The organism is Pseudomonas azadiae, from assembly GCF_019145355.1.
In the GTDB taxonomy this organism is placed as follows: domain Bacteria; phylum Pseudomonadota; class Gammaproteobacteria; order Pseudomonadales; family Pseudomonadaceae; genus Aquipseudomonas; species Aquipseudomonas azadiae.
Window position 1 is genome coordinate 1,498,249 of record NZ_JAHSTY010000001.1, and the last position, 26,378, is coordinate 1,524,626.

At 61.3% G+C, this 26,378-nt stretch carries 27 protein-coding genes; 19 read left to right on the forward strand and 8 right to left on the reverse strand.

The features are described 5' to 3' along the window. The first annotated feature begins 20 nt into the window (after positions 1–20). The 3 genes from KVG91_RS06795 to KVG91_RS06805 all read left to right on the forward strand — a co-directional run bounded on the left by KVG91_RS06795 (position 21) and on the right by KVG91_RS06805 (position 2,112). Positions 21–332: an Mpo1-like protein gene (locus KVG91_RS06795; RefSeq protein ID WP_169376280.1), complete on the forward strand. Its 312-nt coding sequence runs from the start codon at positions 21–23 to the stop codon at positions 330–332. Positions 333–648: 316 nt separating this feature from the next. After that, positions 649–819, forward strand: coding sequence for a hypothetical protein (locus tag KVG91_RS06800; RefSeq protein ID WP_169376279.1), 171 nt, complete (start codon positions 649–651; stop codon positions 817–819). A gap of 96 nt (positions 820–915) precedes the next feature. Then, positions 916–2,112: an MFS transporter gene (locus KVG91_RS06805; RefSeq protein ID WP_169376278.1), complete on the forward strand. Its 1,197-nt coding sequence runs from the start codon at positions 916–918 to the stop codon at positions 2,110–2,112. Here the strand turns inward: KVG91_RS06805 and arfB are convergent. Both arfB and KVG91_RS06815 read right to left on the reverse strand, forming a co-directional pair. Continuing rightward, the gene (arfB, locus tag KVG91_RS06810; RefSeq protein WP_034109044.1) at positions 2,109–2,522 is read right to left on the reverse strand and encodes an alternative ribosome rescue aminoacyl-tRNA hydrolase ArfB; all 414 of its coding nucleotides are present in this window, start codon (positions 2,520–2,522) and stop codon (positions 2,109–2,111) included. The genes KVG91_RS06805 and arfB overlap by 4 nt on opposite strands. 179 nt (positions 2,523–2,701) lie before the next feature. Beyond that, positions 2,702–4,123, reverse strand: coding sequence for an amino acid permease (locus KVG91_RS06815; protein WP_169376277.1), 1,422 nt, complete (start codon positions 4,121–4,123; stop codon positions 2,702–2,704). Between the two features lie 638 nt (positions 4,124–4,761). Here KVG91_RS06815 and KVG91_RS06820 point away from each other — a divergent pair. Both KVG91_RS06820 and KVG91_RS06825 read left to right on the forward strand, forming a co-directional pair. Continuing rightward, the gene (locus tag KVG91_RS06820; RefSeq protein ID WP_003175756.1) at positions 4,762–4,899 is read left to right on the forward strand and encodes a hypothetical protein; all 138 of its coding nucleotides are present in this window, start codon (positions 4,762–4,764) and stop codon (positions 4,897–4,899) included. A 73-nt stretch (positions 4,900–4,972) separates the two neighbouring features. Further along, complete coding sequence (locus tag KVG91_RS06825; RefSeq protein ID WP_169376276.1) at positions 4,973–5,932, forward strand: M29 family metallopeptidase; 960 nt, start codon at positions 4,973–4,975, stop codon at positions 5,930–5,932. A gap of 189 nt (positions 5,933–6,121) precedes the next feature. Here the strand turns inward: KVG91_RS06825 and rluB are convergent, their stop codons facing one another. From rluB to KVG91_RS06850, 5 genes are all read right to left on the reverse strand, one after another. Next, complete coding sequence (rluB, locus tag KVG91_RS06830; protein ID WP_169376275.1) at positions 6,122–7,333, reverse strand: 23S rRNA pseudouridine(2605) synthase RluB; 1,212 nt, start codon at positions 7,331–7,333, stop codon at positions 6,122–6,124. A gap of 325 nt (positions 7,334–7,658) precedes the next feature. Then, complete coding sequence (scpB, locus tag KVG91_RS06835) at positions 7,659–8,573, reverse strand: SMC-Scp complex subunit ScpB (RefSeq protein WP_169376274.1); 915 nt, start codon at positions 8,571–8,573, stop codon at positions 7,659–7,661. Positions 8,574–8,585: 12 nt separating this feature from the next. Then, positions 8,586–9,284: a segregation and condensation protein A gene (locus tag KVG91_RS06840; protein WP_178115112.1), complete on the reverse strand. Its 699-nt coding sequence runs from the start codon at positions 9,282–9,284 to the stop codon at positions 8,586–8,588. Positions 9,285–9,404: 120 nt separating this feature from the next. Beyond that, positions 9,405–10,034, reverse strand: a complete 630-nt coding sequence (locus tag KVG91_RS06845; protein ID WP_090220074.1) for an L-threonylcarbamoyladenylate synthase — start codon at positions 10,032–10,034, stop codon at positions 9,405–9,407. Between the two features lie 13 nt (positions 10,035–10,047). Next, on the reverse strand, positions 10,048–10,911 hold the full coding sequence (locus tag KVG91_RS06850) for a PHP domain-containing protein (RefSeq protein WP_169376272.1): 864 nt from the start codon (positions 10,909–10,911) through the stop codon (positions 10,048–10,050). Positions 10,912–10,998: 87 nt separating this feature from the next. On the opposite strand from KVG91_RS06850, the gene KVG91_RS06855 reads away from it, so the two are divergent. From KVG91_RS06855 to KVG91_RS06885, 7 genes are all read left to right on the forward strand, one after another. Continuing rightward, positions 10,999–11,595 (forward strand): septation protein A, encoded by a 597-nt coding sequence (locus tag KVG91_RS06855; protein ID WP_169376271.1) that lies wholly within the window; start codon positions 10,999–11,001, stop codon positions 11,593–11,595. A 1-nt stretch (position 11,596) separates the two neighbouring features. Then, on the forward strand, positions 11,597–11,896 hold the full coding sequence (locus KVG91_RS06860) for a YciI family protein (protein WP_169376270.1): 300 nt from the start codon (positions 11,597–11,599) through the stop codon (positions 11,894–11,896). Positions 11,897–12,002: 106 nt separating this feature from the next. Next, positions 12,003–12,410 (forward strand): translation initiation factor 2, encoded by a 408-nt coding sequence (locus KVG91_RS06865; RefSeq protein WP_169376269.1) that lies wholly within the window; start codon positions 12,003–12,005, stop codon positions 12,408–12,410. 7 nt (positions 12,411–12,417) lie between these two features. Continuing rightward, positions 12,418–13,095 carry a response regulator transcription factor gene (locus KVG91_RS06870; protein ID WP_169376268.1) on the forward strand — a complete coding sequence of 226 codons (678 nt, stop codon included), beginning with the start codon at positions 12,418–12,420 and terminating at the stop codon, positions 13,093–13,095. 264 nt (positions 13,096–13,359) lie between these two features. Continuing rightward, on the forward strand, positions 13,360–13,824 hold the full coding sequence (locus tag KVG91_RS06875; protein ID WP_169376267.1) for an LTXXQ domain protein: 465 nt from the start codon (positions 13,360–13,362) through the stop codon (positions 13,822–13,824). Between the two features lie 68 nt (positions 13,825–13,892). Next, entirely contained in the window at positions 13,893–15,236 is a 1,344-nt protein-coding gene (locus KVG91_RS06880) for a sensor histidine kinase (RefSeq protein ID WP_169376266.1), read from the forward strand. Positions 15,237–15,276: 40 nt separating this feature from the next. Continuing rightward, positions 15,277–16,626 carry a CoA transferase gene (locus KVG91_RS06885; RefSeq protein ID WP_169376265.1) on the forward strand — a complete coding sequence of 450 codons (1,350 nt, stop codon included), beginning with the start codon at positions 15,277–15,279 and terminating at the stop codon, positions 16,624–16,626. A 221-nt stretch (positions 16,627–16,847) separates the two neighbouring features. Here KVG91_RS06885 and arcD (KVG91_RS06890) read toward each other — a convergent pair whose 3' ends face one another. Then, entirely contained in the window at positions 16,848–18,275 is a 1,428-nt protein-coding gene (arcD, locus tag KVG91_RS06890) for an arginine-ornithine antiporter (RefSeq protein WP_169375990.1), read from the reverse strand. Between the two features lie 448 nt (positions 18,276–18,723). Here arcD (KVG91_RS06890) and arcD (KVG91_RS06895) point away from each other — a divergent pair, with 448 nt between their 5' ends. The 7 genes from arcD (KVG91_RS06895) to gcvH all read left to right on the forward strand — a co-directional run bounded on the left by arcD (KVG91_RS06895) (position 18,724) and on the right by gcvH (position 26,373). Then, positions 18,724–20,151, forward strand: a complete 1,428-nt coding sequence (gene arcD / locus KVG91_RS06895) for an arginine-ornithine antiporter (RefSeq protein WP_169375989.1) — start codon at positions 18,724–18,726, stop codon at positions 20,149–20,151. A 20-nt stretch (positions 20,152–20,171) separates the two neighbouring features. Next, on the forward strand, positions 20,172–21,428 hold the full coding sequence (gene arcA, locus KVG91_RS06900) for an arginine deiminase (RefSeq protein WP_169375988.1): 1,257 nt from the start codon (positions 20,172–20,174) through the stop codon (positions 21,426–21,428). Between the two features lie 12 nt (positions 21,429–21,440). After that, the gene (locus tag KVG91_RS06905; RefSeq protein ID WP_169375987.1) at positions 21,441–22,451 is read left to right on the forward strand and encodes an ornithine carbamoyltransferase; all 1,011 of its coding nucleotides are present in this window, start codon (positions 21,441–21,443) and stop codon (positions 22,449–22,451) included. 155 nt (positions 22,452–22,606) lie between these two features. Further along, positions 22,607–23,536 carry a carbamate kinase gene (arcC, locus tag KVG91_RS06910; protein ID WP_169375986.1) on the forward strand — a complete coding sequence of 310 codons (930 nt, stop codon included), beginning with the start codon at positions 22,607–22,609 and terminating at the stop codon, positions 23,534–23,536. A gap of 18 nt (positions 23,537–23,554) precedes the next feature. Next, positions 23,555–23,917, forward strand: a complete 363-nt coding sequence (locus KVG91_RS06915) for a DUF5064 family protein (RefSeq protein ID WP_065887622.1) — start codon at positions 23,555–23,557, stop codon at positions 23,915–23,917. A gap of 163 nt (positions 23,918–24,080) precedes the next feature. Next, positions 24,081–25,589 (forward strand): sigma-54-dependent transcriptional regulator, encoded by a 1,509-nt coding sequence (locus tag KVG91_RS06920; protein ID WP_169375985.1) that lies wholly within the window; start codon positions 24,081–24,083, stop codon positions 25,587–25,589. Between the two features lie 400 nt (positions 25,590–25,989). Next, positions 25,990–26,373 (forward strand): glycine cleavage system protein GcvH, encoded by a 384-nt coding sequence (gene gcvH / locus KVG91_RS06925; RefSeq protein ID WP_124371683.1) that lies wholly within the window; start codon positions 25,990–25,992, stop codon positions 26,371–26,373. Positions 26,374–26,378: the final 5 nt, after the last annotated feature.

Below are 26,378 nucleotides of genomic sequence, written 5' to 3' on the forward strand. Positions count from 1 at the left end.
TAATCAAAGGGCCTGCCAACGTGGAAAACGTCAAGCAATTCAACAGCTTTGCCGAGTTTTACCCGTATTACCTGCGCGAGCACGGCAACAGCACCTGCCGGCGCCTGCACTTCATCGGCACCACGCTGGTGATCGGCATCTTGGCGTATGCCATCGGCAGGGGTTCAGTGGCTTTACTGATTGCCGTGCCGATCGCCGGCTACAGCTTTGCCTGGATCGGCCACTTCTTCTTCGAAAAGAACCGCCCGGCGACGTTCAAGCACCCGTTCTACAGCTTGCTGGGGGATTTTGTGATGTACCGCGACATGATTCTGGGCAAGGTGCCGTTCTAGTCCTGGTCGATATAAAAGTCTATTTGTCATTTACAGTGCTGTATCCTGCCAAGGCTTTTTGAGAGCGCGCATTCACCTGCGATTGAAAACAGACCTTGCGAGGAGCGACCACGATGCACGAGATACCTAATCTCCCCTTCCCAAGCCTGCACCCTACAGAGCAGCCAGCACCGCAGCAGGCCAGCGACATGCAGCCTGAGGCCAAAGAAGCAAAACCAGTCGACAGCGAAAGCCAGGACTGACGCCGTACCAGACCGTGTGGAAAGCGCAGCTTTGAGCGCTTTCCACACTGCCTGAATCATTCGAGACCCCTGCAATGACCGACACCCCGGATACCGCCGTACTCGACGCTGCCCTGCAGATGGTCGAGGTCTGGAACCGCTTAAGCGCGGACAAGCAAGCCGTGTTGCTCAAGCGCTTCGGTACCCAGGAAAACGCTCTGGCCGCCCTGGTCACCACCCAATTGCTGGCCCCTGCCAAGTCCTGACACCTGAGGTTTTGCGTTTTACCCGCCCTGCTCAGGCTAAAGCAGCGGTATCATTAGCAGCCTATCTTTACCTGCTGCGACAGTGGACCTCTCCCCATGCCAGATACCCAGCGCCCCGTGGCGGTCACGCTGCAAGTTGTTTCCATCGTGCTGTTCACCTTTATCGGCTACCTGAATATCGGCATCCCCCTGGCCGTATTGCCAGGCTATGTCCACAGTGAGCTGGGCTTCGGCGCGGTGATTGCAGGCCTGGTGATCAGCGTGCAATACCTGGCCACCCTGCTGAGCCGCCCCTATGCCGGCAAGCTCATCGATACCCTGGGCAGCAAGCGCGCGGTGCTCATCGGTTTGGCGGGCTGCGGCCTGAGTGGCGTATTCATGCTGCTCGCGGCCTGGTTTTCCAGCCTGCCGGCCTTGAGCCTGACCAGCCTGCTGATCGGACGCCTGGTCCTGGGCAGCGCTGAAAGCCTGGTGGGTTCGGGTGCCATCGGCTGGGGCATCGGCCGGGTCGGTGCGCAAAATACGGCCAAGGTCATCTCCTGGAACGGCATCGCCAGCTACGGGGCCTTGGCGATCGGCGCCCCCTTGGGCGTGCTGATGGTGAGAAACTTCGGGCTGTGGAGCATGGGCGTCAGCATCATCCTGCTGGCAATCGTGGGCCTGTCGCTGGCCTGGAACAAGGTCGCCGCGCCGATCGTGGCCGGCGTGCGCCTGCCGTTCATGAATGTGCTGGGCCGGGTGTTGCCCCACGGCTGCGCGCTGGCCTTGGGCTCCATCGGCTTTGGCACCATCGCCACCTTTATCACCCTGTATTACACCACCCAGCACTGGGACAATGCGGTGTGGGCGCTGAGCCTGTTCGGTGCCAGCTTTATCGGCGCGCGCCTGCTGTTTGGCAACCTGATCAACCGTATCGGCGGGTTTCGCGTGGCGATTGCCTGCCTGTCGGTGGAAATCCTCGGGCTGCTGCTGTTGTGGCTGGCGCCGGATGCCAACTTGGCCCTGGCCGGCGCGGCGTTGAGCGGATTCGGATTTTCCCTGGTGTTTCCGGCGCTGGGGGTGGAAGCGGTGAACTTGGTGCCCGCCTCCAGCCGCGGTTCTGCGGTGGGGGCTTACTCGCTGTTTATCGACCTGTCGCTGGGCATCACCGGCCCGCTCGCCGGTGCCGTGGCGGCAGGCTTCGGCTTTGCCTCGATCTTCCTGTTCGCCGCCCTCGCCGCCCTGTGCGGTTTGCTGCTGAGTGTGTACCTGTACCGCCAGGCGCCCAAGGCCCGCGAAGCACGCGACGCCTAGAAGTCGACCTTGCCGCGTCCGGCCTTGATGCTGCCACGCTTGGTCTTGGATTCGAGGCGACGCTTTTTCGAGCCCAGGGTCGGCTTGGTCGGACGGCGCTTCTTTTCCACCTTGGTCGCGCTGAGGATCAACTCCACCAGGCGCTCCAGTGCATCGGCGCGGTTCTGTTCCTGGGTCCGGTATTGCTGGGCCTTGAGCACCAGCACGCCTTCGCTGGTGATCCGGCTGTCACGCAGCGCCAGCAGCCGCTCCTTGTAGAAGTCCGGCAGCGATGACGCAGGAATGTCGAAACGCAGGTGCACCGCGCTCGACACCTTGTTGACGTTCTGCCCACCGGCGCCCTGGGCGCGAATGGCGGTCAGCTCGATCTCGGCGTCGGGCAGGTGCACGTTGTTGGAAATCACCAGCATGGAGAGCGTGGGCCTTGGCAGAGTGGGCGTTGAAGGATACGCGCCTTTAAGTCGAACGCGCTTCAATTGTGGGAGCGGGCTTGCTCGCGAAAGCGGTGGTTCAGTCGACATCTTCGGTGACTGACACACCTATATCGCGAGCAAGCCCGCTCCCACAAATCAACGCGTGATGCGGGCTTTTACTTTGCAGCTAAAGTCGCAGCCGTCACCGGATTAAGCGCCTTGCGCTTGTTCTTGATCCAGTAACAAACCGCCATAAACGCCACCCACACCGGAATCGCATACACCGACACCTGAATCCCCGGAATCATCAGCATGATCACCAGGATAAACACCACAAACGCCAGGCACACGTAGTTGCCATACGGATACCAGAGTGCCTTGAACAACGGCACCTGGCCGATGCTGTTCATGTGTTGGCGGAACTTGAAGTGGGAAAAGCTGATCATCGCCCAGTTGATCACCAGCGTGGCCACTACCAGGGACATCAGCAATTCCAGCGCGTGTTGCGGGATCAGGTAGTTCATCAGCACGGCCACCAGGGTGACTGCCGCCGAGGCCAGGATGGCGCGCACCGGCACGCCGCGCTTGTCGATCTTCGCCAGGGCTTCGGGCGCATCGCCCTGTTCGGCCATGCCCAGCAGCATGCGGCTGTTGCAGTAGGTGCCGCTGTTGTACACCGACAGTGCCGCCGTGAGCACCACGAAGTTGAGGATATGCGCGGCGGTGTTGCTGCCCAGCATCGAGAACACCTGCACGAACGGGCTGCCGCTGTAGGCATCGCCGGAGGCGTTGAGGGTTGCCAGCAAACTGTCCCAGGGCGTCAGCGACAACAGCACCACCAGCGCACCGATGTAGAAGATCAGGATGCGGTAGATCACCTGGTTGATCGCCTTCGGGATCACGGTGCGAGGCTGGTCGGCTTCGGCAGCTGTGAAGCCGAGCATTTCCAAGCCGCCAAAAGAGAACATGATGATCGCCATGGCCATCACCAGACCGCCGACGCCGTGGGGAAAGAAACCGCCGTGTTCCCACAGGTTGCTCACCGAAGCCTGTGGCCCGCCGCTGCCGCTGACCAGCATGTAGCTGCCCAGGGCGATCATGCCGACAATCGCCACCACCTTGATAATGGCAAACCAGAACTCGGCTTCACCGAAGACTTTGACGTTGGCCAGGTTGATCAGGTTGATCAGCACGAAGAACGCCGCGGCAGAGACCCAGGTCGGGATTTCCGGCCACCAGTAGTGCACGTATTTGCCGACGGCCGTCAGCTCCGACATGCCGACGAGAATGTACAGGATCCAGCAGTTCCACCCCGACAGGAAGCCGGCGAAACCGCCCCAATACTTGTGGGCAAAGTGGCTGAAGGAGCCGGCGACCGGCTCTTCGACGATCATTTCGCCGAGCTGGCGCATGATCATGAAGGCGATGAAGCCGCAGATGGCGTAGCCCAGGATCATCGATGGGCCGGCCGATTTGAGCACCCCGGCGGAGCCGAGGAACAGGCCGGTGCCGATGGCGCCACCGAGGGCGATCAACTGGATGTGTCGGTTTTTCAGGCCGCGTTTCAGCTCGCCTGAAGAGCAATGGGGTCCACTCATGAAAAGGTCTCACGCAAGGTTTGAAGAGGTTGAATGCAGGTTGCTGCCTTGATTTACCGACTCAAGCAGCGCCGCTCAAACCCCAGCGCAGGCACCAGGAGTACAGCGTCTTTTTAACGGTCATGCGTCACCTGTTTGTTTTTATCTGTGACGAAATCGAACCCGTCCGGCTTGTGGCCAGGCGGAGTGATCAGAGTGGGTAAACCCTGAGGTCTTGGCCTTTTGCGTGGTTACGCACGGCGGTCACAGTAAAACGCGGCGCATTGTACACCGCTCGACAGCTTGCGGCCGAGCCCGCACGGCGCCTGCGACGATCTGTCAGCAAATCCTTACGCGGCGCGATAGAGCCGTATTGTCGCCATCCACGCGTAAACTAATCGTTACAACACGGAAAATTAACGTTACAGCCGTGATCTGGATAAAAATTGACGGTCGTCGATTCCCTTATCCACCCGCCGCACCAGTGCTCTGTTTTTAAACGAGAAAAAATAGAACTTGAAAAACAGAACAAAAAATCCAAATGAGACCGTGTCAATATAATTTTTGCATTTTGAAACACTCTCTTCTAGGTTCTTCCCACTTGCCTACGAAGCCCGTAGGCAAGCCGTTCTCAAACAACGTCCTCTAGGAGATACACCATGCAAGCACTGGAAAACGACCTGGAAACCGAACTGCAACTCGACGATTGGTTTGAAGCGCCGACCCATGAGGCCGCCGTTGAAATGATGCAAGCCGACGCCGTTGTGCCGTTCGGCACCGCGATGTGGCCATTCTAAAAACCGGCACGCATTCGGCAGGTGCTGTGCACGGCACCTGCCCCCTTACCCAAGGCACACAAGGAATTACGTCATGGACAAGGCCCGCGCCGTCGAACACTTTCTCTACTACCTTGCGCACCACCCGGCCCTCAGCGGCCTGAACCGTCCCACGGTGTTGCTGGGCCATACCGAGCGCTATGACGCCATCGCCCAGGCGATCACCCACAGCAGCGTCGCCCGATTCAATTTCCAGGTACAGCGCCTGGACCTGGCCGCCAGCGACACCCTGGCCCACGCCATCGAAGCCTGCGACCTGTACCTGTTTCTCTACGACTCCTCGACCTTGCCCAACCCACGCGCCGAAGGCCCGGACTTTATCCGCGCCCTGCAAGGCGTGATGGCCGAGCACTGGAAAAAGTCCCTGCTGTTCAAGGATTACGGCGACTATTTCTACGACACCTTCAGCGTCGAACCGCAGCGCATCGCCGACCTCAACGCCACGCTGATACGACGCATGTCCCAAGCCAATGTGCTGAGCTTTACCGACAAGCACGGGTCGCGGCTGGAAGCGCCGATGAGCAGCATCAAGAAGTGGACCAATATCAACGGCGTCGGCAACCATGACCTGGCGCCCGGCGAAATCGCGACCCACAGCGAAGCCATCAATGGCCAGGTGCGGTTTGTCGGCACCTTTTTGAGCACCATTCCGTTCGCGCGCAAATACGGCGTGCTGCAATCACCGCTGGAGCTGTGGATCGAGAACTCGACCGTCTGCAGCGTGGCCAGCGATGTGCCGGGGCTGGCGGATGATTTCAACAAGTACTTGAATGCCAACCCGTCCAACCGACGCGTGGAAGAATTGGGGATCGGCACCAATGAAGGGGTGAAGGATTTGTATGCGCGCAATGCCGGGTTTGAGGAGCGCCATTGCGGATTGCATCTGGGTTTGGGTGGCGGGCAGAAAGGCAGCCATCACCTGGACCTGATCTTTGCCAGTGGGGTGTTGGCGCTGGACGACAAGCCGGTGTTTGATGGGACTTTTGCGTTTTGACCACTGTGTTTAAACCATTGAAGATCCCCTGTGGGAGCGGGCTTGCTCGCGAAAGCGGTGTTTCAGACACAGATGCATGAGCTGATCCACCGCTTTCGCGAGCAAGCCCGCTCCCACATTTTTTACCGTATTTCAGATCAAAAAAAACGCCAACCCTGAGGTTGGCGTTTTTGTGCAGTGCCTAAAGCCTCACTGCGGCTTCTTGCGACCAAACCCCGGACGCTGACCGGAACCGGCCGGCGCGCCACGGCGCTTGCCCGACGGCTCGTCGGCGACCAGTTTCGGGCCAGGGCGCTTGTTCGCCGCCGGCTTGGCTGGGCGCTTGGTGCTGGCGCTGTCGGCGGGGCGATCCGCTTCGCCACGGTTGCTGCGACCACCCGTCGGGGCTGGACGCGGGGTGCGAGGAGCACGTTCGCCTTCCTGACGCGATGGCGCGGTAGGGCGGCGCTCGCCTTCGATCTGCGGCTCGCGGGAGATACGACCACCGGTTGCCGGTGCATTCAGCGCCGGGCGCACGGTGCGGGCAACACGTTCGGTGCGCGGCACCGGACGCGACGATTTACGCTGCATACGCTCAAGCTTGTCTTTGCTCTTGGCGTTCATCTGCGGCATCGCCACCGGCGCCAAGCCAACTTCGGCGCTGAGGATGTCGACTTCGTACTGGCTCATTTCGCGCCAGCGGCCCATCGGCAAATCGGAGTTCAGGAACACCGGACCGAAACGCACGCGCTTCAAGCGGCTGACCACCAGGCCCTGGGACTCCCACAGGCGACGCACTTCACGGTTGCGACCTTCCATCACCACGCAGTGGTACCAGTGGTTGAAACCTTCGCCACCCGGGGCCTGCTTGATGTCGGTGAACTTGGCCGGGCCGTCTTCAAGGACGACACCGGCTTTCAAGCGCTCGATCATCTCGTCATCGACTTCGCCACGCACACGCACGGCGTATTCGCGGTCCATCTCGTAGGACGGGTGCATCAGGCGGTTGGCCAGCTCACCGTCGGTGGTGAACATCAGCAAGCCCGTGGTGTTGATGTCGAGACGACCGATGTTGATCCAGCGGCCTTCTTTGGGCTTGGGCATCTTGTCGAACACGGTCGGACGGCCTTCCGGGTCGTCACGGGTGCAGATCTCGCCATCGGGCTTGTTGTACATGATCACGCGGCGCACCGATTCGGCGGCCTCTTCACGCTTGATGACCTTGCCATCAATGGTGATTGCATCGTGCAGGTCGACGCGCTGGCCGAGGGTGGCCTCGACGCCGTTGACCTTGATGCGCTTCTGGGTGATCCAGGCTTCGACGTCGCGGCGCGAGCCCACGCCGATACGCGCCAGCACCTTTTGCAGTTTTTCGCCTGCTGGGCCGATTTCCTGGCTGTCGTTCTGGTCTTTGTCGTTCATCTTAAGCACCTCCCGGTGGGTCGATTCAGGCCTGGCCTGAAGAGTGTTGAAAGCGGGGCTTTGGCCGAATAGCTCGGCAAAGGGTCGCGAATCATACGCGCATGGCGCGCGTTGCGCATCAGAGACTAGTCGATAACACCCAAGTCAGTTGCTTTTCCGCCGACCGGTGGCGCCGAAGGCCAGCAAGCGCAGTTCGGCTTCGGCCAGAACATGTGGGAGCTGGCTTGCCTGCGATGCAGGCAACTCGATGTTTCAGGTATACCGAGGTGATGCAATCGCAGGCAAGCCAGCTCCCACATGGTTTTGCAGTGGCTGGTAAATAGAGTCAGTCTTCGAACTGGCGGCGTTCGTTTTCGATCGCTTCAGCCAGGGCGCGGGCTTCGTCTTCTACGTCGTTCAGCGGCGGCTGTTCGAGGGCGGCGACGGCGGCCAGGAGTTTCTCGCGGGCATCGGCGACACCGAGGATGTCTTCTTCGACTTCAGGCTCGGGCTCAACGTTCACCTGGGCCTGCGGCTCAGCCGCGCCATCACGCAGCAAATCATCAAAGTCAGTCTTGATGCCCTGCTCCATGTCGTCCAGTTCCAGCAACAGCGTGTGAAAACTGGTCTCGTCCTTGGGCGCTTCCGGCTCGGCGCTGGCGTCGGCCAATTCCTGCAAGCCCGCCGGGACTGGCGCGTCGTCGAAATCCAGCACCGGCTCGGCTTCCATTTCACGCAGTTCGGCCAGCGGCGGCAGGTCGTCGAGGTTCTTCAGGTTGAAGTGGTCGAGGAACACCTTGGTGGTGGCAAACATAGCCGGTTTGCCGGGCACATCACGGTAGCCGACGATGCGAATCCACTCGCGTTCCAGCAAGGTCTTGACGATATGGCTGTTGACCGCCACGCCGCGTACATCCTCGATCTCGCCCCGGGTGATCGGCTGGCGATAGGCGATCAGCGCCATGGTCTCCAGCATTGCCCGCGAATAACGCTGCGGGCGCTCTTCCCACAAACGGCCGACCCACGGGGAAAATTTCTCACGGATCTGCAGGCGATAACCTGACGCCACTTCGCGCAATTCGAAGGCTCGACCCTCACAGGACTTGCGCAGGATCTCCAGCGCTTTCTTGAATACCGGCGGCTCAGGGCGCTCGGCTTCTTCAAAGAGTTCGAACAGGCGCTCCAGGGATTGCGGTTTGCCCGAGGCCAGGAGAAAGGCCTCCAGCAGGGGGGCCAGTTCGCGGGGTTCAGTCAGATTCATCGATTCAGCTCGTTATTCGGCTCGCGCCCGCACGTGGATAGCCGCAAAGGGCTCATTCTGCACCAGCTCGACCAAGGACTCCTTCACCAACTCAAGGATCGCCATAAACGTAACCACCACTCCCAGGCGCCCTTCTTCGGCGGTGAACAGCTCGACAAACGGCACAAACCCGCCGCCCTTGAGACGCTCCAGCACGTCGCTCATGCGCTCGCGGGTAGATAGCGCCTCGCGGCTGACCTGATGGTGTTCAAACATGTCGCCACGGCGCAGCACCTCGGCCATGGACATCAGCAATTCTTCCAGGCTCACATCCGGCAGCAATTTGCGCGCGCGAGCTTCGGGCGCATCGAGCTTGGGCACCACCACGTCACGACCCACCCGGCTCAAGCCGTCGATGCCCTCGGCGGCAGCCTTGAAGCGCTCGTACTCTTGCAGGCGGCGGATCAGCTCGGCGCGCGGGTCGTCTTCCTCGGCCTCGACCGTTTCCGAGCGCGGCAACAGCATGCGCGACTTGATCTCGGCGAGCATGGCGGCCATCACCAAGTACTCGGCGGCCAGCTCCAGGCGCACTGACTGCATCAGCTCGACATAACCCATGTACTGACGGGTGATTTCCGCCACCGGGATGTCGAGGATATTAATGTTCTGTTTGCGGATCAGGTACAGCAGCAAGTCCAGCGGGCCTTCGAAGGCTTCAAGAAAGACTTCCAGCGCGTCCGGCGGAATGTACAGGTCCAGGGGCATTTCCAGCACGGCCTGGCCATACACCATGGCAAACGGCAGTTCCTGCTGGGCGCCTGCCTGGCTGTCGACGGTTTCCACGGCGGACATTCAGGCCTCGACCATGAACGGCGCCGGGTCACCGCAACCCACGCGGATCACTTCGGGTTCGCCGTCGGCCAGGTTGATCACGGTAGAGGCTTTGCCGCCGCCGAAGCCGCCGTCGATGATCAGGTCGACTTGTTTTTCCAGCAACTGGCGCATTTCGTACGGGTCTTCCAGCGGCTCGGTATCGCCCGGCATGATCAGCGACACACTCATCAGCGGCTCACCCAGCTCGGCCAGCAGCGCCAAGGCGATGGGATGCTCCGGCACCCGCAGGCCGATGGTGCGCTTCTTCGGGTGCAGCAGCAGGCGCGGCACTTCGCGGGTGGCGTTGAGAATGAAGGTGTAGGGCCCAGGCGTATGGGCCTTGAGCAGGCGGAAGGTGCCGGTGTCGACCTTGGCGAACAGCCCCAACTGCGACAAGTCGCTGCAGATCAGTGCGAAGTTGTGATTCTTGTCCAGCTCACGCAGGCGTCTGACCCGCTCGACCGCGCTTTTGTCGCCGATCTGGCAACCGATGGCGTAGGACGAATCCGTTGGGTAGATCACCACGCCACCGGCGCGAATGATCTCGACCGCCTGTTTGATCAGGCGTGCCTGGGGGTTTTCCGGATGAATCTGGAAGAATTGACTCACGTGCTCTACCTGTTCAGACGGTGGCAATAATGGGGTCATGCTTGAATCGCCCCCACAACAGCGGCAAATCTTCCGGGACCGGGCGATACTCGCCGATCTCGGACCAGCCGCCCGGGCCATGAAAATCACTGCCGGCACTGACCAGCAGACCAAATTCGCGGGCAAGAATCGCCAGGCTGCCGACCTGCTCGGCGGGTTGATGCCCGTTGACCACTTCAATCGCGTGGCCACCCGCTCCAATATAGTCGCCGATCAGCTTGCGACGCTTGCTGCGGGTGAAATCGTAATGCCAGGGGTGTGCCAGGCTGACCCAGGCCCCGGCGGCGCGCAGGGTTGCGACGGTGTCTTCCAGGGTCGGCCAGTGCTGCTTCACATCCCCCAACTTGCCCGCGCCCAGCCATTTGCGGAAGGCTTCGGCACGGTCTTTGACAAAACCTTCACGCACCATCCAGTCGGCAAAGTGCGGCCGGGCCGGAGCATTGCCGCTGTCGCCCAGTTCCTGCTGGATGGCGCGGGCACCGTCGAGGGCGCCAGGCATGCCTTTGAGACTGAGTTTGCGGCTTATTTCTTCGGACCGCAGCCAGCGGCCATCGTGCAATTGGGCAATGGCCTGCACCAGCGACGGGGCGGTCTGGTCGAAACCGTAGCCGAGCACATGAATGGTGGCACCGCCCCAGGTGCAGGACAATTCCACCCCATTGACCAGCTGCATGCCCAGCGCCTGCGCGGCTTCGCGGGCTTCATCGAGGCCTTCGAGGGTGTCGTGGTCGGTCAACGCCAGGACTCGCACGCCTTTTTCAAACGCACGCGCAACCAGTACCGCGGGCGCCAGGGCACCGTCGGAGGCCGTGCTGTGGCAGTGCAAATCAACATTCACGGAAGTGTGTAACCTCAAGTCAGCTGGCGCTTTCGCTACCAAGGATGTTTGTTATTATGCCGCCACATCCAGCTTCTGGCTCTTACTGTGAAACAATTCATCGACTTCATCCCGCTGTTGCTGTTTTTCATCGTTTACAAACTCGACCCCAGGGCCATCGATCTGGCCGGCCACGAGCTGACGTTCGGCGGCATCTACAGCGCCACCGCCGTGCTTATCATCAGCTCCTTGGTGGTCTACGGCGCGATCTTCATCTCCCAGCGCAAGCTGGAAAAAAGCCAATGGTTGACGCTCATCGCGTGCCTGGTCTTCGGCAGCCTCACCCTGGCCTTCCACAGCGAAACCTTCCTTAAATGGAAAGCCCCGGTGGTGAACTGGCTGTTCGCCCTGGCCTTCATCGGCAGCCACTTTATTGGCGACCGCCTGCTGATCAAGCGGATCATGGGGCATGCGCTGACCCTGCCGGAACCGGTCTGGGTGCGTTTGAACCTGGCCTGGATCGTGTTTTTCCTGTTCTGCGGTGCCGCCAACCTGTTCGTCGCGTTCACCTTCCAGGATTACTGGGTCGACTTCAAAGTCTTCGGCAGCCTGGGCATGACCGTGCTGTTCCTGGTTGCCCAGGGTATCTACCTGTCGCGCCACCTGCATGACACCGATCCCGCATCGCCTAAAACCGAGGACTGACATGCTCTACGCCATCATTGCCACCGACGTCGCCGACTCACTGGAAAAACGCCTCTCCGTGCGCCCGGCTCACGTCGAGCGCCTGAAACAGCTGCAAGCCGAAGGCCGTATCGTGCTGGCGGGCCCGCATCCTGCGGTGGACAGCAACGAGCCGGGCGATGCGGGTTTCACCGGTAGCCTGATCGTGGCCGAGTTCGCTTCCCTGGCCGATGCCCAGGCCTGGGCCAAGGCTGACCCCTACGTGGCGGCCGGCGTTTACGCTGACGTCGTGATCAAGCCGTTCAAGCAAGTCCTGCCGTGACTCGGGCCGCGCCGAACCGTTTCGGTTCGGCGCGCTCCTAATTGCTCATTATTCTGGGTAACCTGCCGACAACGTTCTGAATATTCGTGTGGAATCAGGAGTTCCGATGCGCTTACGTCAGTTGTGTCTGTTGGCAGTGGTAATGATCGGGGCTACGGCCCACGCTGAAGAAACCTCGAACACCGGCAGTTCCACGCCCCTGTCCTTGAGTGTCGGCGCCCAGATCACCGAGTTGCAGCAACGCTTGAAGGAAAGCGAACGCCAGCGTGAAGCGTTGAGCCAACAACTGCAAAGTGCGGACGCTGCACGCGAAAGCACCCAGTTGAGTCGCCTTCGCCAAGAGAACCAACGCCTGGCCCAGCAACTCAAAGATACCCAAGGCGGTGTCCTGACCCGATGGCTGACCGAGCAACAGCAATGGTTCGTCACCGGCGGGGCCGTCGCACTGATCGCCCTGCTGTGCGGAATCTTCGCCAGCGGTGGGCACCGTCGCCGTCGACAATGGCTAAATTGAGTGAGTCATGAGTGAGCTGTTACTGATAGATGATGACCAGGAGCTCTGCGAGCTGCTGACCAGTTGGTTGAGCCAGGAAGGCTTCCAGGTACGTGCCTGCCATGACGGCTTGAGCGCTCGCAAAGCCTTGGCCGACAGCGCCCCGGCAGCGGTGGTGCTCGACGTGATGCTGCCCGACGGCAGCGGCCTTGAGCTGCTCAAGCAGTTGCGCAACGACCATCCGGAGCTGCCGGTGCTGATGCTCTCGGCCCGCGGCGAACCGCTGGACCGCATCCTCGGCCTGGAACTGGGCGCCGACGATTACCTGGCCAAGCCCTGCGACCCACGCGAGCTCACCGCCCGCTTGCGCGCCGTGCTGCGCCGCAGCCACCCCGCCGCCGTGTCCACCCAGCTGGAGCTAGGCGACCTGTGCTTCAGCCCGGTGCGCGGCGTGGTCAGCATCAACGAACAGGAATTCGCCCTCACCGTCTCCGAAAGCCGCCTGCTCGAAGCGTTGCTGCGCCAGCCCGGCGAGCCGCTGGACAAACAGGAACTGGCGCAGATCGCCCTGGGCCGCAAGCTGACCCTGTACGACCGCAGCCTGGACATGCACGTCAGCAACCTGCGCAAAAAGATCGGCCCGCACCCGGATGGCCGGCCACGGATCGTGGCGTTGCGCAGCCGTGGTTATTACTACGCTCCCTGAACGCCATACTGTTTCCCGTGAAAGCTGGCTTGTGTGGGAGCTGGCTTGCCTGCGATGGCAGCAACTGGGTGTGCCTGGTGTACCGAGTTGTCTGCATCGCAGGCAAGCCAGCTCCCACACTTGATCTCGTCGGCTCCAACAGTTTTGTCAGCCTCAATTAAAACCCTCTTTACCCAAGCTTTACGCTCCCCTGACCGCCGCTGACCTTGATCTGGGTAATCTACTCACATCCGGACTCACCGGAACAGAGACAGGAGATTCACCATGCGCAAGACCCTTATCGCTTTGATGTTCGCCGCCGCCCTGCCCACCGTTGCCATGGCGGCAATGCCTGAAGGCCCAGGCCCGATGGGCGGCCCGGAAGGTCACATGACGGGTGGCCCGGGCCACGGCGGCGAACACGGTCCGCGTGGCAAAGGCGGTCCGTTCCGTGACCTGGACCTGACCCGCGAACAGCATCTGCAGATCGACCGCCTGATGCGCGAGCAGATGCAAGGGCGCAAAGAGCTGGTCAAGAAGTACCTGGACAAACTGCCGGCCGCCGATCAGAAAGCCATGCAAGATGAAAGGGACGCCAGCCGCAAGAAAACCCAGGCCGACATTCGCGCCGTGCTCAAGCCTGACCAACAGAAGCAGTTCGACGAGATCGTCAAGAAGCAAGAGCAACGCCGTGCCGAATGGAAGGAATTCCAGGCCTGGAAGGCGCAACAGCCGCAAAAAGCGCAATAATGCCCTCGCGTTGACACTCCCAGCCCAGTGGCTCCCGCCGCTGGGCTTTTCCTGTTTGAGGGTTTCCTGTGCGTTCATTGTTCTGGCGCATCCTGGCCAGCTTCTGGCTGGCCATCGCCTTGGTTGCCGGGCTGTCGATCCTGCTTGGGCACATGCTCAATCAAGATGCCTGGATTCTCAGCCGTCACCCCGGCCTCAACCACCTGGCGCAGGAGTGGACCCAGCTCTACGAAGCCCAGGGTGAAGACGCCGCCCAGGATTTGCTGCAACAGCGCAAGCGCCAGTACCACATCGACGTGCAAGTGCTCAACGAAAGCGGCGATCCGGTGGTGCGCGGCACCTTCCCGCGCCGCGCCGCGGCCTTTGAAGCCAGGCAGAACGACAGCAAGGACGGCCACTTGCCCTGGCGCCGCCTGACCGCCGAGTACACCAGCGAGAAGACCGGCGACACGTACCTGCTGATCTACCGCATCCCGCACCCTGAGCTCGACGAATGGCACCGCAGCAGCCTGACCTGGCCGCTGAGCGCCCTGGCGATTGCGCTGGTGGTGCTGACCCTGTTCAGCCTGATCGTCACCTTGTCGATCACGCGCCCGTTGAGCCGCCTGCGTGGCGCCGTGCATGACCTCGGCCAGGCCACTTACCAGCAAAACAGCCTGGCGCGCCTGGCCAACCGTCGCGATGAGTTCGGCGTACTCGCCACCGATTTCAACCGCATGGGTGCGCGCCTGCAAAGCCTGATCGCCAGTCAGCGCCAGTTGCTGCGCGATGTGTCCCACGAGCTGCGCTCGCCCCTGGCGCGCCTGCGCATCGCACTGGCCCTGGCCGAACGCGCCAGCCCCGAAGAGCGGGAAAAACTCTGGCCGCGCCTGACCCGCGAATGTGATCGCCTGGAAGCGCTGATCAGCGAAATCCTGGTGCTGGCCCGCGTCGATGCCGACAACGCCAGCGCCGAAGAAATCGACCTCACCCCCTTGCTCAAGACCTTGCAAAAGGACGCGCAGCTCGGCGCGCCGGACCAAGTAGTGCAATTGGTTGCCGACCCTGGCCTATACCTCAAAGGCTGGCCGACCATGATCGAGCGGGCGGTGGATAACTTGCTGCGCAATGCTCAACGCTTCAACCCGCAGGGCCAGGCGATTGAACTCAAGGCCCAGCGCCTGGGCGAACGCATCCTGATCAGTGTGCGCGACCACGGCCCCGGCGTAGAAGCCGAGCACCTGGCCCAATTGGGCGAACCGTTCTACCGCGCCCCCGGCCAGAGCGCCCAAGGCCATGGCCTGGGCCTGGCGATTGCGCGCCGCGCCGCCGAACGCCACGGCGGCAGCCTGATCCTGGCCAACCATGCGCAGGGCGGGTTTATCGCCAGCATCGACCTGCCACTGGAACCTGGGGTTGCCACACCGGCCTGATCATCTCTTATAGTGGCCGTTCTCTTACGGAGGGCCTTCGATGACCGACCTGCTGACTCCCATCCAAGCCGCACTGGAGCTACCGCAAACGCCGCTGACCTTTAACCAAGCCGGCGCCCTGCCCTCGGCATTCGCCGTCACCGACCTGGCCAGCGCCAGCATCGGTGCGGCCGGCCAGGCGGTGGCCGAGCTGATCCAGCAACAGACCGGGCGCCTGCCCAGCGTCAGCGTGGACCGGCGTCTGGCGTCCTTCTGGTTCTCTTCCTCGATTCGCCCGGTCGGCTGGCACGTACCGCCCCTTTGGGACCCGGTGGCCGGTGACTATGCCAGCGCCGATGGCTGGATTCGTCTGCATACCAACGCGCCCCATCACCGTGCCGCCGCCGAACGGGTGTTGGGCAAGGCCGCCGACCGCGCTGAAATGGCAGCCAAGGTCGCCCCATGGAACGCCGCTGAACTGGAGCAGGCGATTGTCGACGAGGGTGGTTGCGCAGCGCAGATGCGTTCATGGCAAGCCTGGCGAACTCATCCGCAAGGGCTGGCGGTGAATGCTGAAGCGCTGGTGCAGCGTGAGACCTTTGCAACCATCGCTGACAAACCCTGGCTCGGCTCCAGCGCCCGACCGCTGGCGGCCATCAAGGTGCTGGACTTGACCCGCGTCCTGGCCGGGCCCGTGGCCAGTCGCTTTCTCGCAGGCTTGGGCGCAGACGTGTTGCGCATCGACTCGCCCACCTGGAACGAACCGGGCGTGGTACCGGAAATGACCCTGGGCAAACGCTGCGCCCGCCTGGACCTGAAAAGCCCTGAAAGCCGTCAGGTTTTCGAACGTCTGCTCAAGGACGCCGACATCCTGTTCCACGGCTACCGCGCCGATGCCCTGGAACAACTGGGCTATACCGCCAGCGAGCTGCAAACACTCGCCCCCGGCCTGATCGACGTGAGCCTCAATGCCTATGGATGGAGCGGCCCGTGGCGCAACCGCCGGGGTTTCGACAGCCTGGTGCAGATGAGCAGCGGGATCGCCGACGCGGGCAGGGCCTGGAAACAGGCGGATCAGCCGGTGCCGCTGCCGGTGCAGGCGCTGGATCACGCCACCGGGTATTTGATGGCGGCCAGTGCGATTCAAGCGTTGAGCGAACGGTTGACGTCCGGGCGGGGTGGTTCGGCGCGGTTGTCGCTGGCGCGTACGGCGAAGTTATTGGTGGATGCGGGGCAAGTGCCGCAGCAGCCGGCGTTGCGGGCCGAAGACGCGGGTGATCAAGGCCTGGTGGTGGAGCAGACCGCCTGGGGCCAGGCGCATCGGCTGCTGGCGCCGCTGACCATCAGCGGCACGCCGTTGCAGTGGAATCTGCCGGCTGGGGAATTGGGTTCACACCGGCCGCAGTGGTGACCACAGGTAATTACTTTGTAGTGAGCGGGCTTGTCCCGCGCTGGGTGGCGAAGCCGCCCCAAACCAGGCGACCGGATTCTACCTGAAGCTCGGCGATGCCTTTATTGGGGCGGCTTCGCCACCCAGCGCGGGACAAGCCCGCTCACTACAGGGATACTTTTCAGTCGTTGAGAGTTGTAAAGATACCTATGCCGTGATGACGCCAGTCACAGCCACCCCAATCAAAGCGACAACACCCCGCTATACAGCCCATAGGCCGCCAATCCTGCGCCGACAATCACGCAACTGAAAATGCCCTTTTCCATGTGGGTAAACAACGGTTGGCCCTGTTCACGTTTGGCGAGGGCAAACAGGATCACGCCCGGCGCATACAACAACGCCGACAGCAGCAGGTACTTCAAGCCCCCGGCGTAGAGCAGCCACACCGCGTAACCGAGGGCAATGAGGCCCACCAGCAAGTCTTTCATGCGCTGGCCGTGAGCATTTTCGTAGGTTTCACCGCGCCCGCTCAACAACACGGCATAGGCCGCCGACCACAGGTAGGGCACCAGGATCATCGAGGACGCCAGGTAGATCAGCGTGGTGTAGGTGCTGTGGGAAAACAGCGTGATCACCAGGAAGACCTGGATCATCACATTGGTCAGCCAGAGCGCGTTGACCGGCACCTGGTTGGCGTTTTCCTTTTTCAGGAACGCCGGCATGGTCTTGTCTTGGGCGGTGGCGTAGAGAATTTCCGCACAGAGCAGCGCCCAGGACAGCAAGGCGCCGAGCAACGAGACCGCCAGGCCAATGCTGATCGCCATCGCGCCCCAGGGCCCGACAATATGTTCCAGCACACCGGCCAGGGACGGGTTCTGCAATTGCGCAAGTTCCGGCTGGCTCATGATTCCCAGCGACAACACATTCACCAGCACCAACAGCGCCAGCACGCCGAGAAAACCGATGACCGTGGCGCGGCCGACGTCCGCACGTTTCTCGGCCCGCGCCGAGTAAACGCTGGCGCCCTCGATCCCGATAAACACAAACACAGTGACCAGCATCATGTTGCGCACCTGATCCACCACGCTGCCGATCTGCGGGTTGCCCAGGCCCCAGATATCCCGGGTAAAAATATCCGCCTTGAACGCCACGGCCGCGATCGCGATAAACATCAGCAGCGGCACGATCTTGGCCACGGTGGTGACCTGGTTGATGAACGCCGCCTCCTTGATCCCGCGCAGTACCAGGAAATGCACCGCCCACAGCAACAACGAGGCGCAACCGATGGCCACCGGCGTATTGCCCTGGCCAAACACCGGGAAAAAGTAACCGAGGGTGCTGAACAGCAACACGAAGTAACCGACGTTGCCCATCCACGCACTGATCCAATAACCCCAGGCGGACGAGAACCCCATGTAGTCGCCGAAACCCGCCTTGGCGTAGGCGTACACCCCAGAATCCAACGCGGGTTTGCGGTTGGCCAGGGTCTGGAACACAAACGCCAGGGTCAGCATGCCCACGGCAGTAATCCCCCAGCCGATCAACACCGCCCCCACCTCGGCGCGGGCGGCCATATTTTGCGGCAAGGAAAAAATCCCGCCGCCGATCATCGAGCCCACTACCAGGGCGATCAGGGCACTGAGTCGAAGTTTTTGGGCCGGTTGGGACATGGACACTCCTGAAAAATAATACTGTGAGCAAACATTCGCGCACTCACTTTAAATAACTTGGTAAATGTAGCGTTTATTAGAGATGGCAATAAAAGAGATAGGCTCATAACCCAATGACATGACCGTTATACAAGTTTAGGCCTATTTAGATTTTAAATACTGCAGGTGCCTTAAGGTTTTATGGCGTTTTGCCAAAAACGGCTTTCAAAAAAGTTTGCGCATCTTGGAAAAGGGGCTAGCGTCAAACGTCCACGGCACTGACTAAATGATTAATCAATAAGCGAAACGGCTCTGCAAAGCGCCTTTTCCGAGGATTTTATCGCCCGTACTTCCCACTCCAAGTCATTAATTCACAATGGAATGTGCCAATGAAGTGATCTGAGTCAGCTGTTTGATTAGCGCACGGAATTATTCTGTGGTCTCTGTTCTCCTGCATTGGAGTTATGCGATGTCTGATTCTCCCGGAAAACTTCGATTAGGCGCACTGGTTGCACTTGTCGTGGGCTCGATGATTGGCGGCGGGATCTTCTCACTGCCGCAAAACATGGCCGCCAGCGCCGATGTCGGTGCGGTATTGATCGGCTGGGTGATTACCGCCATCGGCATGTTGACCCTCGCGTTTGTGTTCCAGACCCTCGCCAACCGCAAACCCGACCTCGACGGCGGCGTCTATGCCTACGCCAAGGCCGGCTTCGGCGACTACATGGGCTTTTCATCCGCCTGGGGTTACTGGATCAGTGCCTGGCTGGGCAACGTCGGTTACTTCGTGTTGCTGTTCAGCACCCTCGGTTATTTCTTTCCGATCTTCGGCGAAGGCAACACGCCCGCGGCGGTGATCGGCGCGTCGGTGCTGCTGTGGGCCGTGCATTTCCTGGTGCTGCGCGGCATCAAGGAAGCGGCGTTCATCAACCTGGTGACCACCGTCGCCAAGGTGGTGCCGCTGGTACTGTTCGTGTTGATCGCGCTGTTCGCATTCAAGCTTGAGATCTTCACCGCGGATATCTGGGGTGTGAAAAACCCGGACCTGGGCAGCGTAATGAACCAGGTACGCAACATGATGCTGGTCACCGTGTGGGTGTTCATTGGCATCGAAGGCGCGAGCATCTTCTCATCCCGTGCGGAAAAACGCTCCGACGTCGGCAAGGCCACGGTGATCGGTTTTATCACGGTGCTGCTGTTTCTGATGCTGGTGAACGTGCTGTCCCTGGGGATCATGACCCAACCGGAATTGGCCAAGCTGCAGAACCCGTCGATGGCCGCCGTGCTGGAACATGTGGTGGGCCACTGGGGCGCGGTGCTGATCAGCGTCGGCCTGATCATCTCACTGCTCGGTGCATTGCTGTCATGGGTGCTGCTGTGTGCGGAGATCATGTTCGCCGCCGCCAAGGACCACACCATGCCGGCGTTCCTGCGCAAGGAAAACGCCAACCACGTGCCGGTCAACGCGCTGTGGCTGACCAACGCGATGGTGCAACTGTTCCTGGTGATCACCCTGTTTTCCGCCAGCACCTACCTGTCGCTAATCTACCTTGCCACCTCGATGATCCTGGTGCCTTACCTGTGGTCGGCGGCCTACGCCCTGCTGCTGGCGGTGCGCGGCGAAACCTACGAGGCCGCCCTGGCCGAGCGCAAGAAAGACCTGTTCATCGGCGCTGTCGCACTGATCTATGCGATCTGGCTGCTGTATGCCGGCGGCACCAAATACCTGCTGCTCTCCGCCCTGCTCTACGCCCCCGGCGCGATCCTGTTCGCCAAGGCCAAGCGTGAACTGGGCAAACCCATCTTCACCAACGTCGAGAAGCTGATTTTCGCCGCAGTGGTCGTAGGCGCCCTGGTGGCGGCCTATGGGCTCTACGACGGCTTCCTGACCCTGTAATTCTGACTGGAGAATCTGTAATGACCACGGAAAAAGTGAAGTACGGCGTCCATTCCGAAGCCGGCAAACTGCGCAAAGTCATGGTGTGCTCCCCAGGCTTGGCCCATCAGCGGCTGACCCCTAACAACTGCGACGAACTGCTGTTCGATGACGTGCTCTGGGTGGCCCAGGCCAAGCGCGACCATTTCGACTTTGTGACCAAGATGCGCGAGCGGGACATTGATGTGCTGGAAATGCACAACCTGCTGACCGATATCGTCGCCATCCCCGAAGCCCTGGACTGGATCCTGGCGCGCAAGATCACCGCCAATACGGTGGGCGTGGGCCTCGCCGATGAAGTCAGCTCGTGGCTGCGCAGTCTGGAGCCGCGCAAGATCACCGAGTTTCTGATCGGTGGCGTGTCGGCCGATGACCTGCCGAGCAGCTTCGGTGGCCGCACCATCGAAATGTTCCGCGAGTTTCTCGGCCATTCCAGCTTCATCCTGCCGCCGCTGCCCAACACCCAGTTCACCCGCGACACCACCTGCTGGATCTACGGCGGCGTGACGCTCAACCCGATGTACTGGCCGGCGCGACGCCAGGAAACCCTGCTGGCCAGCGCCATCTATAAGTTCCACCCGGAGTTCACCAACGCAGACTTCCAGATCTGGTATGGCGACCCCGACCAGGAACACGGTGCCGCCACGCTGGAAGGCGGTGACGTGATGCCGATCGGTAATGGCGTGGTGTTGATCGGCATGGGCGAACGCTCGTCCCATCAGGCCATCGGCCAACTGGCGCGCAACCTGTTCAAGAACAAGGCGGTGGAACGCGTGATCGTGGCCGGCCTGCCCAAATCCCGTGCGGCGATGCACCTGGACACCGTGTTCAGCTTTTGCGACCGCGATCTGGTCACGATCTTCCCCGAAGTGGTCAACCAGATCGTGCCCTTCACCCTGCGTCCTGACGAGAGCAAGCCGCACGGTATCGATATCCAGCGCGAAACCACCCACTTCCTCGACACCGTCGCCGCCGCGCTCAACCTCAAGGCGCTACGTGTCGTCGAAACCGGCGGCAACAGCTTCGCCGCCGAGCGCGAGCAATGGGATGACGGCAACAACGTGGTGGCCGTGGAGCCCGGCGTGGTGATCGGTTACGACCGCAACACCTACACCAACACCTTGCTGCGCAAGGCCGGCGTGGAAGTCATCACCATCAGCGCCGGTGAACTCGGCCGTGGGCGTGGCGGCGGCCACTGCATGACCTGCCCGATCATCCGCGACCCTATCGACTATTAAGGAGATTCCCCCATGGCTTTCAATATGCGCAACCGCAGCCTGCTGTCGCTGATGCACCACACCACCCGCGAGCTGCACTACCTGCTGGACCTGTCCCGCGACCTCAAGCGCGCCAAGTACACCGGCACCGAGCGTCCGCACCTGCAGGGCAAAAACATCGCGCTGATCTTCGAAAAAACCTCGACCCGCACCCGTTGCGCCTTCGAAGTCGCCGCCCATGACCAAGGCGCCCACGTCACCTACATCGACCCGGTGTCGTCGCAGATCGGCCACAAGGAAAGTATGAAAGACACCGCCCGCGTACTCGGGCGTATGTTCGATGCCATCGAGTACCGTGGCTTCGAGCAGGAGATCGTCGAAGAGCTGGCCAAGTTTGCCGGTGTGCCGGTGTTCAACGGCCTGACCGCCGAATTCCACCCGACGCAAATGATCGCCGACACCCTGACCATGCGCGAACACAGCGACAAGCCGCTGCATGACATCAGCTACGCCTACCTTGGCGACGCACGCTACAACATGGGCAACTCGTTGCTGATGATCGGCGCCAAACTCGGCATGGACGTGCGCATCGGCGCACCGAAAGCCCTGTGGCCCCACGAGGACTTCATCCAGCAATGCCAGGCCTTCGCGCAAGAGAGCGGCGCGCGCATCACCATCACCGAGGACCCGGCCGAGGCGGTCAAGGGGGTCGACTTCATCCACACCGATATCTGGGTGTCGATGGGTGAGCCGGTGGAAGCGTGGGACGAGCGCATCGAGCAACTGCTGCCGTACCAGGTCAACGCCAAGATGATGAAAGCCTCGGGCAACCCACGGGTGAAGTTCATGCACTGCCTGCCGGCGTTCCATAACAGCGAAACCAAGGTAGGCAAGGACATCGCCGCGCGTTATCCGAACCTGGCCAATGGCGTGGAAGTGACCGAGGAGGTGTTCGAGTCGCCGGCCAACATCGCCTTCGAGCAGGCGGAAAACCGCATGCATACGATCAAGGCGATTCTGGTGTCGGCGTTGGCGGATATCTAAGCGTTCACCTTGGCAATGCGATCACTGTGGGAGTCGGGCTTGCCCGCGATGCAGGCGCCTCGGTTTATCAGGTACACCGAGGCGATGCCATCGCAGGCAAGCCAGCTCCCACATTGACCGCGTTCCCTCATCAGGCTTTTCAGAAGGATTTCTTTATGCGCATCGTCGTAGCCCTGGGCGGCAACGCCCTGCTCCGTCGTGGTGAACCCATGACGGCGGACAACCAACGCGCCAATATCCGCATCGCCACCGAACAGATCGCCAAGATCCATGCCGGCAACGAACTGGTGATCGCCCACGGCAATGGCCCGCAGGTCGGCCTGCTGTCGTTGCAGGCGGCGGCCTACACCAGCGTTTCGCCCTATCCGCTGGACGTGCTGGGCGCCGAAACCGAGGGCATGATTGGCTACATCATCGAACAAGAACTGGGCAACCTGCTGGACTTCGAGGTGCCCTTCGCGACCTTGCTGACCCAGGTTGAAGTGGACGCCAAGGACCCGGCGTTCCAGAACCCCACCAAGCCCATCGGCCCGGTATACGCCAAGGCCGAAGCCGAAAAACTCGCCGCCGAAAAGGGCTGGGCCATTGCGCCGGACGGCGACAAATACCGCCGCGTGGTCGCCAGCCCGCGTCCCAAGCGCATCTTTGAAATTCGCCCGATCCAATGGTTGCTGGAAAAAGGCAGCATTGTGATCTGCGCCGGCGGCGGCGGTATTCCAACGATGTATGGCGAAGACGGCAAGCTGCAGGGCATCGAAGCGGTGATCGACAAAGACCTGTGCTCGTCCTTGCTGGCCGCGCAACTGGACGCCGATTTGCTGGTGATCGCCACCGACGTCAACGCCGCCTTCATCGACTACGGCAAGCCCACCCAGAAAGCCATCGGCCAGGCCCATCCTGACGAAATCGAAAAGCTCGGCTTCGCCGCCGGCTCCATGGGACCCAAGGTGCAAGCGGCCTGCGAGTTCGCCCGCCAGACTGGTAAAACTGCCGTCATCGGTTCACTCTCGGACATCGAAGCCATCGTCCAGGGCAGTGCCGGTACGCGCATCAGCACGGCCAAACCTGGCATCACCTATCTGTGAAGTAGAGGAGATACGCCTATGGCCACGTTTGAACCGGGGCACCTGCACGTCGAGCGTCACGCGCTCAACGAGCATGACTACAGCTACAACCTGCACATCGACTACGAAGTCAGCCAGGACCCCAAGGAAGGCAAGGGCATGTTGTTCAAACTGCACGGTTCGGTGCAGGGCAAGGACCTCAAGGAAGAGTTCTTCCTGCCCAAGGACCAGGCGTTCGACTTTGCGCGGCATGCGATGAACATCGCGCAGAAATACGGCATGCCGAAGATGGCCGTGTTGAATGGCTCGATGCACAAGCAGTACGACCTGATGTTCGAGGATGTGCGGCATCAGCTGGATGTGAAATCGGGCGACCCGGTCAAGCCCGAGCACCTGGAGTAGCCATACCGCATACCCCTGTGGGAGCTGGCTTGCCTGCGATGGCGGTGTGGCAGCCACACATAAGCTGGCTGATCCACCGCCATCGCAGGCAAGCCAGCTCCCACATTTTGATCTGCATCGTCTCCAAGGCATACTTGCCGCCTCGTTTTCCAGAATCGTCTCCATGCGTATCCACGTCAGCTTCATCGACCGCGTCGGCATTACCCAGGAAGTCCTGGCCTTGCTCGGTGGGCGCAATCTCAACCTGGATGCCGTGGAGATGGTGCCGCCCAACGTCTATATCGATGCCCCGACGCTAAGCGCCGAGGTGCTGGAAGAGCTGCGCGATGCGCTGTTCAGCGTGCACGGCGTGCAGGCGGTGACCGTGGTGGACATCCTCCCCGGCCAACGCCGCCACCTGCAACTCGACGCCCTGCTGGCCGCCATGACCGACCCGGTGCTGGCGCTGGACAGCGCGGGCACGATCCTGTTGGCCAACCCCGCATTGATCGCCCTCTACGGTCGCGAACCGGCCGGAGAGAGCATCAGCGCACTGTTCAACGACCCGGCGCTGCTGGACACCTTGCTCGAACACGGCTTTCGCCTGCCGTTGCGCGAGATCAACGTCAACGGCCAGACCTTGCTGCTGGGAGCCACGCCAATCACCGACGCCGGCGCCCTGCTGACCCTCTACCCACCCAACCGTATCGGCGAGCAGCTGTCGGCGCTGCACCACGACCATGCCGAAGGCTTTGATGCGCTGCTTGGCGAATCCCCGGCCATCCGCACCCTCAAGGCGCGCGCGCAACGCGTGGCGGCCTTGGATGCGCCGCTGCTGATCCAGGGCGAGACCGGCACCGGCAAGGAGTTGGTGGCGCGTGCCTGCCACGCGATCAGCGCACGCCACAGCGCACCGTTCCTGGCCTTGAACTGCGCGGCGCTGCCGGAAAACCTCGCCGAGAGCGAGTTGTTCGGTTATGCGCCGGGCGCCTTTACCGGTGCGCAACGCGGGGGCAAGCCAGGGCTGATGGAACTGGCCAACCAGGGCACGGTGTTTCTCGATGAGATCGGTGAAATGTCGCCGTACCTGCAGGCCAAGCTGCTGCGTTTTCTCAATGACGGCAGCTTCCGTCGGGTCGGTGGCGACCGTGAAGTGAAGGTCAACGTGCGCATCCTCAGCGCCACGCACCGCGACCTGGAAAAAATGGTCAGCGAGGGCACCTTTCGCGAAGACCTGTTCTACCGCCTCAACGTGCTCAACGTCGAAGTGCCGCCGCTGCGCGAACGCGGCCAGGACATCCTGTTGCTGGCGCGCTACTTCATGCAGCAGGCCTGCGCGCAGATCCAGCGCCCCGTCTGCCGCCTGGCGCCGGGCACCTATCCGGCGCTGCTGGGCAACCGTTGGCCGGGCAACGTACGCCAGCTGCAAAACGTGATTTTCCGCGCCGCTGCCATTTGTGAAAGCAGCCTGGTGGACATTGGTGACCTGGACATCGCCGGTACGTCGGTGGCGCGCCAGGGCGACGGCGACGTCGACAGCCTCGAACAGGCCATGGAAGATTTCGAGCGCAGCCTGCTGGAAAAACTCTACGCCAGTTATCCCTCGACGCGCCAACTGGCGAGCCGTTTGCAAACCTCCCACACCGCCATCGCCCACCGCCTGCGCAAATACGGTATCCCCAACAAACCCTGACCGAACGCAATGCAAAAATGTGGGAGCTGGCTTGCCTGCGATAGCGGTCTATCAGGCACAAGTGGGCTGACTGATCCACCGCTATCGCAGGCAAGCCAGCTCCCACATGAGCGCACTCCAAATTTTGGTCTGGGAACGACATCCAGTGTACTGAAAGCGCTACAGCGTAACGATATCGCTACAGCGCTGCTTTTTACGCGCCATGCAAGGCTTTGATCCACATAGGCTTTTTTTCGCGCGCCCAGCTGTAGCGAAATCGCTACAGCCAAATCCAGCAAGTCTATGCCGGATTTTCATAACCTATTGTTTTAAAACAACTTATTCGTATTGGCCGCGATATTGCTAAGCAACTCCCATTCCAATCCCGTCCACCAGATCAGTCTGGCCCTGAGGAGTTTGCATGAGCGAGTTGCGTTTCACTGAAGATCACGAATGGCTGCGCGCCGAAGCTGACGGCAGCGTCACCGTGGGTATCACCGCGTTTGCGCAGAACGCGCTGGGTGATGTGGTGTTCGTGCAACTGCCCGAGCTGCAGGCCTACGCCAAGGGCGCTGAAGCGTCCACCGTGGAATCGGTCAAGGCCGCCAGCGGCGTGTACATGCCTCTGGACGGTGAAGTCCTTGAAGTGAACGACAAGCTCGATGGCAGCCCGGAACTGGTCAACGAAGACCCGATGGGCGAAGGTTGGTTCTTCCGCTTTAAACCGGCCGATGCCGCAGCGGTCGCTAAACTGTTGGATCAGGACGCGTACGACCGCCTGATCAAAGCCAACGCCGAAGCCTGAGGAGC